At 59.5% G+C, this 14,643-nt stretch carries 13 protein-coding genes; 8 read left to right on the top strand and 5 right to left on the bottom strand.

Annotated elements, in window-relative coordinates; all coding sequences use genetic code 11:
- Window positions 1-47 precede the first annotated feature (47 nt).
- Window positions 48-2,258 (bottom strand): Zn(II)/Cd(II)/Pb(II) translocating P-type ATPase ZntA, encoded by a 2,211-nt coding sequence (gene zntA / locus HMPREF3142_RS16860; RefSeq protein WP_040968930.1) that lies wholly within the window; start codon window positions 2,256-2,258, stop codon window positions 48-50.
- Between the two features lie 78 nt (window positions 2,259-2,336).
- Window positions 2,337-2,963, bottom strand: a complete 627-nt coding sequence (locus HMPREF3142_RS16855; RefSeq protein ID WP_004173987.1) for a lysoplasmalogenase — start codon at window positions 2,961-2,963, stop codon at window positions 2,337-2,339.
- A 150-nt stretch (window positions 2,964-3,113) separates the two neighbouring features.
- Between HMPREF3142_RS16855 and HMPREF3142_RS16850 the strand changes: the two genes are divergently transcribed.
- Entirely contained in the window at window positions 3,114-3,464 is a 351-nt protein-coding gene (locus HMPREF3142_RS16850) for a DUF2500 domain-containing protein (protein WP_023340790.1), read from the top strand.
- A 13-nt stretch (window positions 3,465-3,477) separates the two neighbouring features.
- On the opposite strand, the gene HMPREF3142_RS16845 is transcribed toward HMPREF3142_RS16850, so the two are convergent.
- Complete coding sequence (locus HMPREF3142_RS16845; protein ID WP_002920822.1) at window positions 3,478-3,753, bottom strand: DUF1145 family protein; 276 nt, start codon at window positions 3,751-3,753, stop codon at window positions 3,478-3,480.
- Window positions 3,743-4,339, bottom strand: coding sequence for a 16S rRNA (guanine(966)-N(2))-methyltransferase (gene rsmD, locus HMPREF3142_RS16840; protein ID WP_002920820.1), 597 nt, complete (start codon window positions 4,337-4,339; stop codon window positions 3,743-3,745). The genes HMPREF3142_RS16845 and rsmD overlap by 11 nt, the downstream gene beginning before the upstream one ends.
- A 183-nt stretch (window positions 4,340-4,522) precedes the next feature.
- Between rsmD and ftsY the strand changes: the two genes are divergently transcribed.
- From ftsY to rpoH, 4 genes are all read left to right on the top strand, one after another.
- A complete protein-coding gene (ftsY, locus tag HMPREF3142_RS16835) occupies window positions 4,523-6,046 on the top strand; it encodes a signal recognition particle-docking protein FtsY (protein WP_070612238.1) in 1,524 nt (507 codons plus the stop codon).
- Window positions 6,047-6,048: 2 nt separating this feature from the next.
- Window positions 6,049-6,717, top strand: coding sequence for a cell division ATP-binding protein FtsE (ftsE, locus tag HMPREF3142_RS16830; RefSeq protein ID WP_070612237.1), 669 nt, complete (start codon window positions 6,049-6,051; stop codon window positions 6,715-6,717).
- Window positions 6,710-7,765 (top strand): permease-like cell division protein FtsX, encoded by a 1,056-nt coding sequence (gene ftsX / locus HMPREF3142_RS16825; RefSeq protein WP_008806965.1) that lies wholly within the window; start codon window positions 6,710-6,712, stop codon window positions 7,763-7,765. The genes ftsE and ftsX overlap by 8 nt, the downstream gene beginning before the upstream one ends.
- Before the next feature lie 269 nt (window positions 7,766-8,034).
- Window positions 8,035-8,889, top strand: coding sequence for an RNA polymerase sigma factor RpoH (gene rpoH / locus HMPREF3142_RS16820; protein ID WP_002920815.1), 855 nt, complete (start codon window positions 8,035-8,037; stop codon window positions 8,887-8,889).
- Window positions 8,890-8,941: 52 nt separating this feature from the next.
- On the opposite strand, the gene HMPREF3142_RS16815 is transcribed toward rpoH, so the two are convergent.
- Entirely contained in the window at window positions 8,942-10,465 is a 1,524-nt protein-coding gene (locus HMPREF3142_RS16815; RefSeq protein WP_032740292.1) for a MocR-like pyridoxine biosynthesis transcription factor PdxR, read from the bottom strand.
- Between the two features lie 118 nt (window positions 10,466-10,583).
- Between HMPREF3142_RS16815 and HMPREF3142_RS16810 the strand changes: the two genes are divergently transcribed.
- The 3 genes from HMPREF3142_RS16810 to livJ all read left to right on the top strand — a co-directional run bounded on the left by HMPREF3142_RS16810 (window position 10,584) and on the right by livJ (window position 14,602).
- On the top strand, window positions 10,584-11,849 hold the full coding sequence (locus HMPREF3142_RS16810; RefSeq protein ID WP_032740291.1) for a 4-aminobutyrate--2-oxoglutarate transaminase: 1,266 nt from the start codon (window positions 10,584-10,586) through the stop codon (window positions 11,847-11,849).
- Window positions 11,850-11,996: 147 nt separating this feature from the next.
- Window positions 11,997-13,241 (top strand): aromatic amino acid transport family protein, encoded by a 1,245-nt coding sequence (locus HMPREF3142_RS16805; protein WP_008806968.1) that lies wholly within the window; start codon window positions 11,997-11,999, stop codon window positions 13,239-13,241.
- Between the two features lie 257 nt (window positions 13,242-13,498).
- Window positions 13,499-14,602, top strand: coding sequence for a branched chain amino acid ABC transporter substrate-binding protein LivJ (livJ, locus tag HMPREF3142_RS16800; protein ID WP_002920812.1), 1,104 nt, complete (start codon window positions 13,499-13,501; stop codon window positions 14,600-14,602).
- Window positions 14,603-14,643: the final 41 nt, after the last annotated feature.

Here is a 14,643-nt window from a genome sequence, read left to right as displayed (position 1 = left end):
CCGTAGCCCTGCTAAGCGCAGCGCGAGCAGGGAAGCCGGTATCTATGCTACAACTTCTTACGCAATAACCGCAGCGCGTTAGCCGTTACCAGCACGGTGGCGCCGGTATCCGCCAGCACCGCCAGCCACAGGCCGGTCAGGCCGAGCAGGGTGGTGACGAGGAAAATCCCCTTCAGCCCTAAGGCTATCGCGATGTTCTGGCGAATATTGGCATGGGTGGCGCGCGCCAGAGAAATCATCTGCGCCAGGCCGGTCAGACGGTTATGGGTCAGCGCGGCGTCGGCCGTCTCCAGCGCCACATCGGTGCCGCTGCCCATGGCGATGCCGATGGTGGCCGCTTTCATCGCCGGGGCGTCGTTGATTCCGTCCCCGATCATCGCCAGCGGCGCATCGGCATTCAGCGCCATGACGGCTTTCACTTTGTCCGCCGGCAGCAGACCGGCGCGGAATTCCAGCCCCAGTTCGCTGGCGATGGCTGCCGCGGCGCGCGGGTTATCCCCGGTAAGGATCACCCCCTGAACCCCCAACTGATGCAGAGCATCCACCGCCTGACGCGCGTCGTCGCGCAGGGTGTCGCGCAGCGCCAGAATACCGAGCAGCGTCTCGCCGCGCATCACCAGCACTACCGTTTGCCCGGCGCTTTCCAGCTGCTGGATCTGCGCCTCATGTTCTGCCGGGGCGGCTTTGCTGGCGGCGCAGATCAAGATGCGGCTGCCGTTCACCTCGGCTTCGATGCCAGAGCCCGCCAGCGCCCGCTGGCCGCTGGCAAGCGGAATACTCAGCTGACGCCGCTGTGCTTCACGGACGATGGCCTGCGCCAGCGGGTGGCTGGAGCCTTGCTCCACCGCCGCCGCCAGCGCCAGCAGCGCGTTGTCGTCAAACTCAGCCGTGGCGATCACCGAAGTCACCTGCGGCTGGCCGACGGTCAGGGTGCCGGTTTTATCGAACGCCACCTGCCGCACCTGGCCCAGCTGTTCCAGCGCCGCGCCGCCTTTGATTAGCGCCCCGCGGCGGGCGGCGACCGCCAGGCCGGAGGTGATGGCCGCCGGCGTGGAGATGACCAGCGCGCACGGACAGCCGATCAGCAGCAGCGTCAGCCCTTTATAAATCCACGGCAGCCAGGCGCTGGCGAAGAACAGCGGTGGGACAATGGCGACCAACAAAGCTACGACCATAATGGCCGGGGTGTAGATCCGGCTGAAGCGATCGATAAAACGCTCGATTGGCGCCCGACGTTCCTCTGCCTCTTCAATCAGCTTCAGGATGCGGTCGATGGCGCTGTCGCCCGGTTCGGATATCACGGTAAGCTGCACCAGGCGATCGACGCTGGTGGCGCCCGCCGCGACTCGTTCCCCGGCCTGACGCTCCACCGGCACCGACTCACCGGTCAGGGCGCTTTCATCAAAGCTGGCAAACGGCGACAGCAGCTGGCCATCCGCCGGCAGACGCCCGCCGGCGGCCACTTCAATCACATCTCCGGGACGCAGGTCGCGCTGGGCGACGATTTCCCGCACGCCGTTGCGCAGACGGATGGCGGTGTCGGGCTTCAGCGCCATCAGCGCGCTCACCCCCTGCCGTGCGCGGCTGGCGGCCCAGCCTTCGAGACGCTCGCCGATCAGGAACAGCAGCAGGACCATCGCCGCTTCCGCAGTGGCGCCGATAAACAGCGCCCCGATGGCGGCGACGCTCATCAGCGTTTCAATGGCAAACCAGCTCCCGCTTTTGATCAGGCGCAGCGCCTGGCGAGCAACCGGCCACAGGCCAACCAGGGTGGTGGCAATAAAGGCCAACTGACCGGCGGGGTGGTTGGCCTGCTCCAGCCCCCAGCTCAGGGCCATCATGATAACCAGCGTCAGTAACGGCAGATTGTCGCGCAGCAGCGACCCTCGGGTTTTCTCTGCTGCGGGAGCATCGGCATCGCGCAGCGTATAGCCCGCCTGGCGGACCGCGTTCTCAACCTGAGCGCGGATATCACCCTCGGCGTTAACCAGCAACTTTTCTGTGGCGAACAGCACCTGGACCTGACTGACGCCGGGTACCTGGCGAACCGCGGTTTCCACCTTGCGGGCGCAGGCGGCGCAGTCCATGCCATCAACCTGCCAGCTATAGCGGGCGTCGTCGAGCGCTTCGGCGGCAGGGGCGGATTCTGTGGCGCAGGCGTGATCTGTACAGCAGCTCTCCGCCGGCGCGGTCGCTGGCCGCATGGTGAATGACGAGAATTGTGGGACTTTTTTATCCTGCGCGTCTGGAGTCGACATGGCACCCTCCGGGAAATGATAATTTTCTCATTAGCCGTAGGATACACTCTGGAGTCGACTCCAGAGTCAAGGACTAAATTACAGGTATAACGCGCGCACGATCAGGAAGTGGCCGGCAAAGTAGAACGCGGCGGCAATGGCGTTATCGGCGCGGAAGCGGCGACGATAGTGGCTCACCAGCCATACGGCATTGCTCAGCAGCAGCAGGGCCGCGCCAGCGAAACCGGACAGCGCGGTGTTGGTGGGGCGGGCAAACCACAGCTCACCGGCCAGCCAGACCATCACCAGCGTCATTCCAATAAAGGTCAGCACCGGCATTTTCATCTCTTCCAGCCGACTCCAGATCACCGCCATCAGCAGGGCGCCGAATACCAGCAGCACCAGCGGCAGCGGCCAGAAGAACGACAGCGTCAGCTGGCTGGCGAACCAGATGGTATACAGCAGATGTGACAGGAAGAAAGCGCCCACCGCGTACATCACCCGCTGGCGCGGCAGCAGGGTCAGGGCGTCGCCGAGCAGCGAGGCGCACAGGCCGGCCAGCACCAGATAGCTGATGGCATTGAACATCGGCGCCTGCCAGGCCAGTAACAGCAACAGAATCAGGGTGACAGGTTTAAATACCCAACGTCGCCAGGCCGGCCCACGATAGGATGCATCGACATAAAGCCATGCGGAGAAACAGACAGCAATAAATGACCAAAGCATAGTAAGTCCCTGTATCTGTTATCATAAAGAAAGTTACGGATGCGTGATGCTACAACTCAGTGTAGTGGTTTGGCGTAGCAGATGACAATGTTATTCCCGACGCAGTATGCTGATTCCTGATATTTTTTATGGGTAACCTTGATGAGTAAAATGCCCCTCTTTTTTGTTCTGGTCGTCGCGGTGATTGTGGTGGCGGCTTCGTTTCGCTATGTCCAGCAGCGCCGTGAGAAACAGGCGAATGACGCCGCGCCGTTGCTACAAAAGCGGGTTATCGTCAGCAATAAACGGGAAAAAGTGATTAACGATCGGCGCTCGAGGCAGCAGACGGTGACGCCCGCAGGCAGTGAGATGCGCTATGAAGCGAGCTTTCGCCCCGAAAACGGTGGGCTGGAGGTGATGTTTCGCCTCGACGCGCCGCAATATCATGCGCTGAGCGTGGGCGATCGCGGGATGTTGAGTTATAAGGGCACAGCGTTCGTGGCGTTTACGCCCGATCCCTGAGCCCTTTTCAGGACTACTTTTTCAGCGTCGCCTTCAGTTTTTTCTGCCAGGCGACGAGCTCAAACACGCCGAAGATAAAAATACGGATTTGCTCAAAGCGGCTCAGCGGCGGCGCCTCTTTCGGCTGCGTCGCCTTGAGCAGCGTCAACTGCAGCCCGTGCATCAGGATCATGAAAATCAGCGCGACGTTGACGAAGATATTCAGCGGCTTCGGGAAGGGCTGAAACAGGTTCAATAACAGAAAGGCCCAGACGCACAGCATCAGCAGGCGGCCTAAATTAATCAGCATGGTGCTCTCCTTGGGCCTCACGTTGGTAAAGACGGTAGGCGACCTGTCCGGCCACTTTTTCACGATACAGCTGCCAGTTAGCTGGCACCGGCGGTAAACCGTTTTCGACTTCGCTTTCGACATACACCAGGGCCTCATCGGCCAGCCAGCCTTGTGTCTCCAGCAGACGTAGCGTCTCCTCCAGCAGCCCCTGACGGAACGGCGGGTCGACGAACACGATCTGGTGCGGTGTCCCCGGCTGACTCAGGAAGCTGAGGGTGTTGGTGGTGATCACCTTGCCGCGATCCGCTTTCAGGGTGGCGAGATTTTTTTGCAACTGCTGGGCTACGCCGCGCTCCATCTCCAGTAGCGTGGTGCTGGCCGCATAGCGGGACAGCGCCTCCAGCCCCAGCGCGCCGCTGCCGGCAAAGCAGTCGAGGCAGTGCGCGTCAACGATGGACGGCGCCAGCCAGTTAAAAAGGGTTTCGCGAACCCGGTCGGTGGTCGGCCGCAGGCCCGGGCTCTCCGGCACCGGTAATTTACGGCCGCGCCATTGCCCACCGATAATGCGGATCTGGCCGCTGCCCGCGTGGTTTGGTTTTTTCATCTCTCTGCTCAAGTCTCAACTTCCGGCCTGCTATTCTAGCGATCGACGGCGGTTGACGAAACCTTAATCCGGGGGCGGTGCTGCGAGTTAAGTTAAGTGATAGACTATCCGACTAATTTCATCATTTTTTCAGCTTCTGATGAAGCTGCGCCATGAATAAAACAGCGAGGAGTGTGGTCGCAAATGGCAAAAGAGAAAAAACGTGGCTTCTTTTCCTGGCTGGGCTTTGGACAGAAAGAACAGGCACAGGAAACCGAGACTGAACAAAAAGTAGAAGAACAACAAGCAGTTGCCGATGAGACGCCGGTAGCGGAAACCCCTGCTGAGCCGAGCGCGCCGAAAGCAGACCCGGAGGCGTTTGCCGAAGATGTCGTCGAAGTGACCGAGACGGTGGTCGAAAGCGAAAAAGCGCACCTCGCGGAGCCTGCCAGCGTGCAGGAAAAAGAGTGGGTGGAAACGCCTGCTCTGACCGATGAAGCGCCTGTTGTTGAACCGGAGCCCGCGGTCAGCGAACCGCCTGAACAGCCTGCGGGGGTTGAGCCGCTGGCGGAAGAGGTGATCGCCGAACCGGTGGTGGCGGAAGCCGTAGCAGAGCAGCCTGTGGCAGACGTTATCGCCGAGCCGCAGGAGACGGAGGTCCCTGAAGAGGACGCCCCGTTAAGCGATGAAGAGCTGGAAGCACTGGCGCTGGCGGCCGAGGCGGCCGAAGAGGCGGCGGTCGTAGTGCCGGAGCCCGAGGACGAGGCGCCGGTGGAAGCGCTGGCTCAGGAGCAGGAAAAACCGACGAAAGAAGGCTTTTTCGCCCGCCTCAAGCGTAGCCTTCTGAAAACCAAAGAAAATCTTGGTTCCGGATTTATCAGCCTGTTCCGCGGCAAGAAGATCGACGATGATCTATTTGAAGAGCTGGAAGAGCAACTGCTGATCGCCGACGTCGGGGTGGAAACCACTCGCAAGATCATTACCAACCTGACGGAAGGCGCCAGCCGTAAGCAACTGCGCGATGCGGAAGCGCTGTACGGCCTGCTGAAAGAAGAGATGGGCGAGATTCTCGCCAAAGTGGATGAGCCGCTGAACGTAGAAGGCAAAACGCCATTTGTTATTTTGATGGTCGGCGTAAACGGGGTGGGGAAAACCACCACCATCGGCAAGCTGGCGCGTCAGTTTGAGCAGCAGGGTAAATCGGTGATGCTGGCGGCGGGGGATACCTTCCGCGCGGCGGCGGTGGAACAGCTGCAGGTCTGGGGTCAGCGTAACAATATCCCGGTGATCGCCCAGCATACCGGCGCGGACTCCGCCTCGGTGATTTTCGACGCCATTCAGGCGGCGAAGGCGCGCCATGTTGACGTACTGATTGCCGACACCGCCGGGCGTCTGCAGAATAAATCGCACCTGATGGAAGAGCTGAAGAAGATTGTCCGGGTGATGAAAAAACTGGACGTCGACGCGCCGCATGAGGTGATGTTAACTATTGACGCCAGCACCGGGCAGAATGCCATTAGCCAGGCCAAACTGTTCCATGAGGCGGTAGGATTGACCGGGATCACCCTGACCAAGCTGGACGGCACCGCCAAAGGCGGCGTGATCTTCTCGGTGGCCGATCAGTTCGGCATTCCGATTCGCTATATTGGCGTCGGCGAGCGTATTGAGGATCTGCGTCCGTTTAATGCGGGCGACTTTATTGAGGCACTTTTTGCCCGAGAGGATTAAGAATGATTCGCTTTGAACAAGTCAGCAAAGCCTATCTCGGTGGGAGACAAGCGCTGCAGGGGGTGACCTTCCCCCTGCATCCGGGCGAGATGGCGTTTCTGACCGGCCATTCCGGCGCAGGGAAGAGTACCCTGCTGAAGCTTATCTGTGGTATCGAACGGCCCAGCGCCGGGAAAATTTTCTTCAGCGGTCATGAAATCAGCCGCCTGAAGAGCCGTGAGGTGCCGTTCCTGCGCCGCCAGATCGGCATGATTTTCCAGGACCACCATTTGCTGATGGATCGTACCGTGTATGACAACGTGGCGATCCCGCTGATTATCGCCGGCGCCAGCGGCGATGACATTCGTCGCCGCGTCTCGGCGGCGCTGGACAAGGTCGGCCTGCTGGACAAAGCGAAGAACTTTCCGATTCAGCTCTCCGGCGGTGAGCAGCAGCGCGTCGGTATAGCCCGCGCGGTGGTCAACAAGCCGGCGGTGCTGCTGGCGGATGAACCGACCGGTAACCTCGACGAGGCGCTCTCGGAGGGGATTTTACGTCTGTTTGAAGAGTTTAACCGCGTTGGGGTGACGGTACTGATGGCGACGCACGATCTGGGGCTTATCTCCAGTCGTCCGTACCGCGTGCTGTCGCTCAGCGACGGCCATCTGCATGGAGGCATTCGGGGTGAATAAGCGCGACGCAATGAACCAGATTCGCCAGTTCGGCAGTAAGTTCGATCGCCTGCGCAACGCGGCGGGCGGCAGCGGCGGCGGGCGCAATGCGCCAAAACGGCCGAAAGCGGCGCCTAACCCGGCCTCGCGTAAGAGTAACGTGTTCAACGAACAGGTGCGCTATGCCTGGCACGGCGCGTTGCAGGATCTCAAAAGCACGCCGCTGGCGACCTTCCTGACGGTGATGGTCATCGCCATTTCGTTGACCCTGCCAAGCGTCTGCTACATGGTCTACAAAAACGTCAGCAGCGCGGCGTCACAGTATTATCCATCGCCGCAGATCACCGTTTATCTGGAAAAAACGCTGGATGACGACGCCGCGGCGCGGGTGGTGGGCCAGCTGCAGGCGGAGCAGGGCGTCGACAAGGTAAACTATTTGTCCCGTGACGAGGCGCTGGGTGAATTCCGTAACTGGTCAGGCTTTGGCGGCGCACTGGATATGCTGGAAGAGAACCCGCTGCCAGCGGTCGCCATCGTGGTGCCGAAGCTGGATTTCCAGAGCACGGAAGCGCTCAATACCCTGCGCGAGCGGGTATCGCGGATCCAGGGGGTGGATGAGGTGCGGATGGACGACAGCTGGTTTGCCCGTCTCTCCTCGCTTACCGGGCTGGTAGGCCGCGTGTCGGCGATGATCGGCGTGCTGATGGTGGCGGCGGTGTTCCTGGTGATCGGCAACAGCGTGCGCCTGAGCATCTTTGCCCGCCGCGATACCATTAACGTGCAGAAGCTGATCGGCGCCACCGACGGCTTTATCCTGCGTCCGTTCCTCTACGGCGGAGCGATGCTGGGCTTCTCCGGCGCGTTTTTATCGCTGATCCTGTCGGAGATTCTGGTGATGCGCCTCTCGTCGGCAGTGACCGAAGTGGCGAAAGTGTTCGGCACCCAGTTTGAGCTGAGCGGCCTGGGCTTCGACGAGTGCCTGTTGATGCTGATTGTCTGCTCGATGATCGGGTGGGTCGCCGCCTGGCTGGCGACAGTGCAACATTTACGTCACTTTACTCCCGATTAAAAAAAGCGTGATATAATCTTTCCCTGCTGCAATGAGTTCCTGTTCGCAGGGAAAGATACCGCAAGCTTGTTCTCCTTTTCCTGCCCTCACTTGTTCATCGTGGTGTCACATTTTGTGCGTAATTTATTCACACCGTTGCATGGAACTTGTGGATAAAATCACTGTCTGATACTAATGTGAGTGATATTCTCGTTGCTCATGAATGCTGGCATGCTTGTTGCCTGATGGGGACAAGAACGCGTCAGAAGATATCAATTGAGAGGATTTGAATGACCAAAGAAATGCAAACTTTAGCTTTAGCCCCCGTTGGTAACCTGGAATCGTACATCCGGGCCGCTAACACTTGGCCGATGCTGTCGGCTGATGAAGAGCGGGAGCTTGCTGAAAAGCTGCATTACCAGGGCGATCTGGAAGCAGCGAAAAAGCTGATTCTGTCTCACCTGCGCTTTGTTGTTCACATTGCTCGTAACTACTCGGGCTATGGCCTGCCGCAGGCGGATCTGATCCAGGAAGGCAATATCGGCCTGATGAAAGCCGTGCGTCGCTTCAACCCGGAAGTGGGTGTGCGCCTGGTCTCCTTCGCCGTGCACTGGATTAAAGCCGAAATTCACGAATACGTGCTGCGTAACTGGCGTATTGTGAAGGTCGCTACCACCAAAGCACAGCGTAAGCTGTTCTTTAACCTGCGTAAAACCAAACAGCGTCTGGGTTGGTTCAACCAGGATGAAGTGGAAATGGTGGCCCGTGAGCTGGGAGTGTCGAGCAAAGACGTCCGCGAGATGGAATCCCGCATGGCGGCCCAGGACATGACCTTCGACATGTCTTCCGACGATGAGTCCGACAGCCAGCCGATGGCGCCGGTCCTGTATCTGCAGGACAAAACGTCTAACTTTGCCGACGGCATCGAAGACGACAACTGGGAAGAGCAGGCGGCGAATAAGCTGACTGACGCGATGCAGGGCCTGGACGAGCGTAGCCAGGACATCATCCGCGCCCGCTGGCTGGACGAAGACAACAAGTCCACGCTTCAGGAACTGGCCGACCGCTACGGCGTCTCCGCAGAGCGTGTGCGTCAGCTGGAAAAGAACGCCATGAAAAAACTGCGTGCCGCTATCGAAGCCTGATACGCCACGCCTGCCTGATACCTGATATCAGGCTCCCCGATAACGCCCCGCCTCAGGTTGGGGCGTTTTGTTTTTCTGCGTCCTCCCGGGGCAGGAGCATCTGCGGGCAGTGCGTCTGCAGGCAGCCGAGTAAGATGCTGAACGCCGGCGCCATCTGCTCTTCGGGCTGGCTGGCGAATCCCATCAGTAATCCTTTCTTCCGCGCCGCCGTCAGGTAGTAGCGCGACAGTGGCCGCACCAGAATGTGGCGCGCATTAGCCTCTTTGGCAATCGCCACATCGTCAGCCTCTGCGGGCAAATTGAGGATCAAATGCAGCCCGGCATTATCGCTGAAGTCAGACAGGGCGTACGGCATACAGTGCCGCTGGATAAGCTCAGTTAAAAAGGCGCGGCGACGGCTGTAGAGCAACCGCATACGGCGGATATGGGCCGAATAGTGGCCGGCGGTAATAAACTCCGCCAGCGCCATCTGGATCAGCGAATGGCCGCCGCGGTAAAGCTCGGCATGGGCGTGCTTCAGATCGCTGACCAGCGGACGGGGGAGCACCACGTAGCCCAGGCGCAGGCCGGGATAGAGCGTTTTGCTGAAGGTGCCGATATAGACCACCGGGGCATCGGGGACCAGACCCTGCAGGGCGGGGATCGGCTGGCCGGAAAAGCGAAACTCACTGTCATAATCATCTTCGACGATCCAGCTCCCCTGCTGACGGGCGAGCGCCAGCAGTCGCTGGCGGCGCTCAAGGCTCATCACCGCGCCCAGCGGGTACTGGTGGGAAGGCGTAACGAAGATGAGCCTCGGCGCGTCGTCAACCGTTTCCGGCGGGCACAGGCCGTTGGCATCGACGGTCAGGGGTTCCACCCGAACGTCGTTCATCGCCAGCACGTGGCGGATCCCCCAATAGGAAGGCTCCTCCACCCACGCCAGATCGCCGTTATCACACAGCATGCGGGTGACCAGATCGATCGCCTGGTGGATCCCCTCGGTGATAAGAATTTGATCTGCCTGACAGTGGACGCCGCGCGACACGCGCAGATAATCCACCAGCGCCTGCTGCAGTTCCGGGGTGCCACCGTTGCAGCTATAGCTGAGCCGCTCCGGCTTGGGCCGACGGCTGATACGGGCCTGGATCTTACTGAACAGCGGATGGGGAAAGGCGTTAACGTCCGGCACGCCGGGTATAAACGCCCCCCACTGGCGCGGGCTGGCGCTGACCTGGCCGAGCAGATGTTGGCCTCGGCGTGAAAGATGCACCGTTGGTGCCGCGATACTGCTGTTTTCTTGCTGACCTTTAGCCGTCAATGAGCTCTCAGGGGCGGTTTGGGCAACGAATGTTCCACTTCCCCGGCGGGAAACCACATATCCTTCCGCCAGTAATTGTTCATAAGTTGTTAATATGGTGTTTCTTGATACGCCGAGTTCACCCGCCAGATCGCGCGACGGCGGCAGGCGGCTTTGCGGCGCCAGTGAACCATCGAGGATCGCGCGGCGCAGCGCGTTATATAAGCGTTTGTGCAGAAGAGGATCCCGCTCTTCCTGCAGACGGACCAGTACCAGGTCACCCACCAGCGAACGCAATTGGATCCCTCAGATATTCGAAATTGGTACTCGATTATAGGGCCAACTCCTGTGTAAATAAACGACATCGTTTCTAATTTGTTGCGATAACGTGACATACACGACAGGAGATTCGCAGGTGAAAAGCTCAGAACTGAATCAACGTCGCCAGCAGGCGACGCCGCGCGGCGTAGGCGTAATGTGTAACTACTTTGTCGAGAAGGCGGAAAACGCCACGCTGTGGGATATCGAAGGCAATGAGGTGATCGATTTCGCCGCCGGGATCGCCGTGTTAAATACCGGCCACCGTCATCCGAAAGTGGTCGCCGCGGTCGCCGATCAGCTGCAGGCGTTCACCCACACCGCCTATCAGATTGTGCCGTACGAAAGTTATGTTTCGCTGGCGGAGCGTATCAACGATCTGGCGCCAATTGACGGGCCGGCAAAAACGGCTTTCTTCACCACCGGCGCGGAAGCGGTTGAGAACGCAGTGAAAATTGCCCGCGCTTACACCGGCCGCCCGGGGCTGATTACTTTCGGCGGCGGCTTCCACGGCCGTACCTTTATGACCATGGCCCTCACCGGTAAGGTCGCGCCCTACAAAATCGGCTTCGGGCCCTTCCCGGGCTCGGTGTATCACGGTGTCTACCCGAATGCGGCGCACGGCGTGACCACCGCGGATGCGCTGAAAAGCCTGGAGCGCATTTTCAAAGCGGATATTGCGCCGGACCAGGTAGCGGCCATCATCCTCGAGCCGATCCAGGGGGAAGGCGGCTTTAACGTCGCGCCGGCCGATTTTATGCAGGCGCTGCGCGATCTGTGCGATACCCACGGTATTCTGCTGATCGCTGATGAAGTGCAGACCGGTTTCGCCCGCACCGGCAAGCTGTTCGCTATGCAGCACTATCAGGTGAAACCGGATCTGATGACGATGGCGAAAAGCCTCGCCGGCGGTTTCCCGCTGTCGGGCGTTGTCGGTCGCGCCGAGGTGATGGATGCGCCAGCCCCAGGCGGGCTGGGCGGAACCTATGCCGGTAACCCGCTGGCGGTGGCCGCGGCGCACGCGGTGCTGGATGTCATTGCCGAAGAGCAGCTGTGTCAACGGGCTGAACAGCTGGGTAGCCATCTGCAGGAGGTGCTCAACCAGGCGCGCGCCACCTGCCCGGCGATCGTGGATGTCCGTGGCCGGGGGTCGATGGTGGCGGTGGAGTTTAACGATCCGCAAACTGGCGAGCCGTCGCCGGAGTTCACCCGCCAGGTGCAACAGAAAGCGCAGGAAAACGGCCTGCTGCTGCTGAGCTGTGGCGTCTACGGCAACGTGATCCGCTTCCTGTATCCGTTGACTATCCCCGACGCCCAGTTCTCGAAAGCGCTGGATATTCTGGCGCGCATCCTGAAGAGCTAACGTCTCCCCGGCGGGCTGCGGCGGCACGGAAGCCGAACAGAAACAGGACACCGCAGCCAGCTGTTCATGCTCAGCGTGAGTGGTTTATCACCCTGATATCACCTTTTTTCCGGCGGTAAAAACCGCCGGAGTAAAACGGAAAGTATTATGTCTGAAAACTCCACCTTTTCTCCCGTCCTCACCGGCCGGGAACGTACGGCTGTCCCTACAAAATCTCTGAGCTTCATCGAAGGGGTATCGATGATTGTCGGTACCAATATCGGTGCGGGTGTCCTCTCTATCGCCTATGCGTCGAGCAAAGCGGGCTTCTTACCGCTGCTGTTCTGGCTGGTGCTGGTGGGCAGCCTGACGACGGTGACTATGCTCTATGTCGCGGAATCCACGCTCCGCACCCGTAAACATCTGCAGCTCAGTGGTTTATCGAAGCGCTACGTCGGCGGTTTTGGCGCGCTGATGATGTTCCTCTCCGTTTGCGTTAACAGCGTCGGCGCATTGACGGCTTATATGACCGGCAGCGGCAAGCTGTTGCACTCGTTGTTTGGCATCTCGCCGGCGCTGGGCAGCGTGCTGTTTTTCGTCCCGGCGGCAGGGGTGCTCTACCTGGGCCTGAAGGCGATCGGCCGCGGCGAGAAATTTATCAGCATCGGCATGGTGGTGATGATCTCGGTGCTGGTGATTGCCACGCTGTTGAAAGAGACCACCCGCGTGGGCTATCTGCTCGACGGCAACTGGCTGTATATGGTTCCGGTCTTCAACGTCGTGGCATTCTGCTTCTCGGCACAGTATATCGTGCCGGAGATGGCGCGGGGCTTCGCCGACAAACCGGAAAAATTGCCCAGGGCCATTATGGTCGGTATGGCTTTGACCTTTGCCCTGCTGGCGCTGGTGCCGCTATCGGTTATCTCGCTTAATGGCCTGGACAATATCTCGGATGTGGCCACCATCTCCTGGGGCCGGGCGCTTGGCGAATGGGCGTTCTTCTCGGCCAACCTGTTTGCGCTGTGCGCCATGCTGACCTCTTACTGGGGGCTGGGCGGAAGCTTTCTGACCAATATCTTCGATCAGTTCCGCCTGGGGAATGACGAACAGCCCGCCCGTCGCCTGATGGTGCTGCTGGTGGTGGCGATCCCGCCGTTCGTGCTGGCCTATAGCGGCATGGTTTCTTTCGTCAACGCGCTCTATTTTGCCGGAGTGTTCAGCGGCGTCATTTTATCAATTATGCCGATCCTGATGCTGAAGGGCGCCCGCCAGCGTGGCGACCTGACCCCAGGCTGGACCTGTCCGGCCTGGATGACCCATCCGCTTATCCAATGCTTCATTGTGTTGTTGTATCTTTGCAGCGCCGTCTACGCGATAGCGTCCGCGGTAGGCTACCTGCCCGCTGGCTGGTAATCAGGGCCTGTTTTGCACCGCGTCCGGTTCATGCTGGCGCGGTTTTTTTATTTGTCACTTATCTGTTACATAGCCCGCAATTTAGTCGTTTCAAATTCCTCAGAATGACGGTATGTTTAGCATAGTGTGCTGCAAAAGCGCGAGCAGCCCCCGGTGGATTAGCTATCATATGCTTTTCCTATCGATATAAACAAAATAATGCGCTAACAAACAACATCACAACAAATGCAAAAACCATAATAATGGGGAGCCTCAGGATGAATATGAAGGGTAAAGCGTTACTGGCAGGATGTATTGCCTTAGTTATGAGCAGCGCGGCGCTGGCGGAAGATATCAAAATCGCGGTCGTCGGGGCGATGTCCGGCCCGGTGGCTCAGTACGGCGACCAGGAGTTTACCGGCGCCGAGCAGGCGGTAGCGGATATCAACGCCAAGGGCGGCATCAAGGGCAATAAGCTGCAGATCGTCAAATATGATGACGCTTGCGACCCGAAACAGGCGGTAGCGGTCGCCAACAAAGTGGTCAACGACGGCATCAAGTACGTTATTGGCCATCTGTGCTCCTCTTCCACTCAGCCGGCGTCTGACATCTATGAAGACGAAGGCATTCTGATGATCACGCCGGCAGCGACTGCACCGGAGCTGACCGCGCGCGGCTATAAGCTGATCCTGCGCACCACCGGCCTGGACTCCGATCAGGGACCCACCGCAGCGAAATACATTCTCGACAAAGTGAAGCCGCAGCGTATCGCTGTGGTACATGATAAACAGCAGTACGGTGAAGGTTTGGCCCGTGCGGTGCAGGATGGCCTGAAAAAAGGCGGGGCGAACGTGGTCTTCTTCGACGGCATCACCGCCGGTGAGAAAGATTTCTCCACCCTGGTGGCGCGCCTGAAGAAAGAGAATATCGATTTCGTTTACTACGGTGGCTACCACCCGGAAATGGGCCAGATCCTGCGTCAGGCCCGTGCTGCCGGTCTGAAAACCCAGTTTATGGGCCCGGAAGGCGTAGCGAACGTCTCCCTGTCTAACATCGCCGGCGAGTCGGCGGAAGGCCTGCTGGTGACCAAGCCGAAGAACTACGACCAGGTGCCGGCGAACAAACCGATCGTGGATGCGATCAAGGCGAAGAAACAGGATCCGAGCGGCGCCTTCGTGTGGACCACCTACGCGGCGCTGCAGTCGCTGCAGGCGGGCCTGAATCAGTCTGACGATCCGGCGGAAATCGCTAAATACCTGAAAGGCGCGACGGTAGACACCGTGATGGGCCCGCTGTCGTGGGATCAGAAAGGCGACCTGAAAGGGTTCGAGTTCGGGGTCTTTACCTGGCATGCTAACGGTACGGCGACCGACGCCAAATAATTTAACCGGCGCCTTTCACGCTGCAAATGCGTTGTCTGCGG

It is taken from the genome of Klebsiella sp. HMSC16C06, assembly GCF_001808325.1.
In the GTDB taxonomy this organism is placed as follows: domain Bacteria; phylum Pseudomonadota; class Gammaproteobacteria; order Enterobacterales; family Enterobacteriaceae; genus Klebsiella; species Klebsiella variicola.
The sequence above is the reverse complement of the archived record's forward strand: the minus strand, read 5'-3'. Positions and strand labels throughout refer to the sequence as shown.

Bases quoted from the DNA above. Each gene is read 5' to 3' on its own strand.
- HMPREF3142_RS16805 (WP_008806968.1), top strand. From the start codon at position 11,997: ATGTCTGAAAACTCCACCTTTTCTCCCGTCCTCACCGGCCGGGAACGT.
- rsmD (WP_002920820.1), bottom strand. From the start codon at position 4,339: ATGAAAAAACCAAACCACGCGGGCAGCGGCCAGATCCGCATTATCGGT.
- HMPREF3142_RS16850 (WP_023340790.1), top strand. From the start codon at position 3,114: ATGCCCCTCTTTTTTGTTCTGGTCGTCGCGGTGATTGTGGTGGCGGCT.
- livJ (WP_002920812.1), top strand. From the start codon at position 13,499: ATGAATATGAAGGGTAAAGCGTTACTGGCAGGATGTATTGCCTTAGTT.
- zntA (WP_040968930.1), bottom strand. From the start codon at position 2,258: ATGTCGACTCCAGACGCGCAGGATAAAAAAGTCCCACAATTCTCGTCA.
- ftsE (WP_070612237.1), top strand. From the start codon at position 6,049: ATGATTCGCTTTGAACAAGTCAGCAAAGCCTATCTCGGTGGGAGACAA.
- HMPREF3142_RS16845 (WP_002920822.1), bottom strand. From the start codon at position 3,753: ATGCTGATTAATTTAGGCCGCCTGCTGATGCTGTGCGTCTGGGCCTTT.
- HMPREF3142_RS16855 (WP_004173987.1), bottom strand. From the start codon at position 2,963: ATGCTTTGGTCATTTATTGCTGTCTGTTTCTCCGCATGGCTTTATGTC.
- rpoH (WP_002920815.1), top strand. From the start codon at position 8,035: ATGACCAAAGAAATGCAAACTTTAGCTTTAGCCCCCGTTGGTAACCTG.
- ftsY (WP_070612238.1), top strand. From the start codon at position 4,523: ATGGCAAAAGAGAAAAAACGTGGCTTCTTTTCCTGGCTGGGCTTTGGA.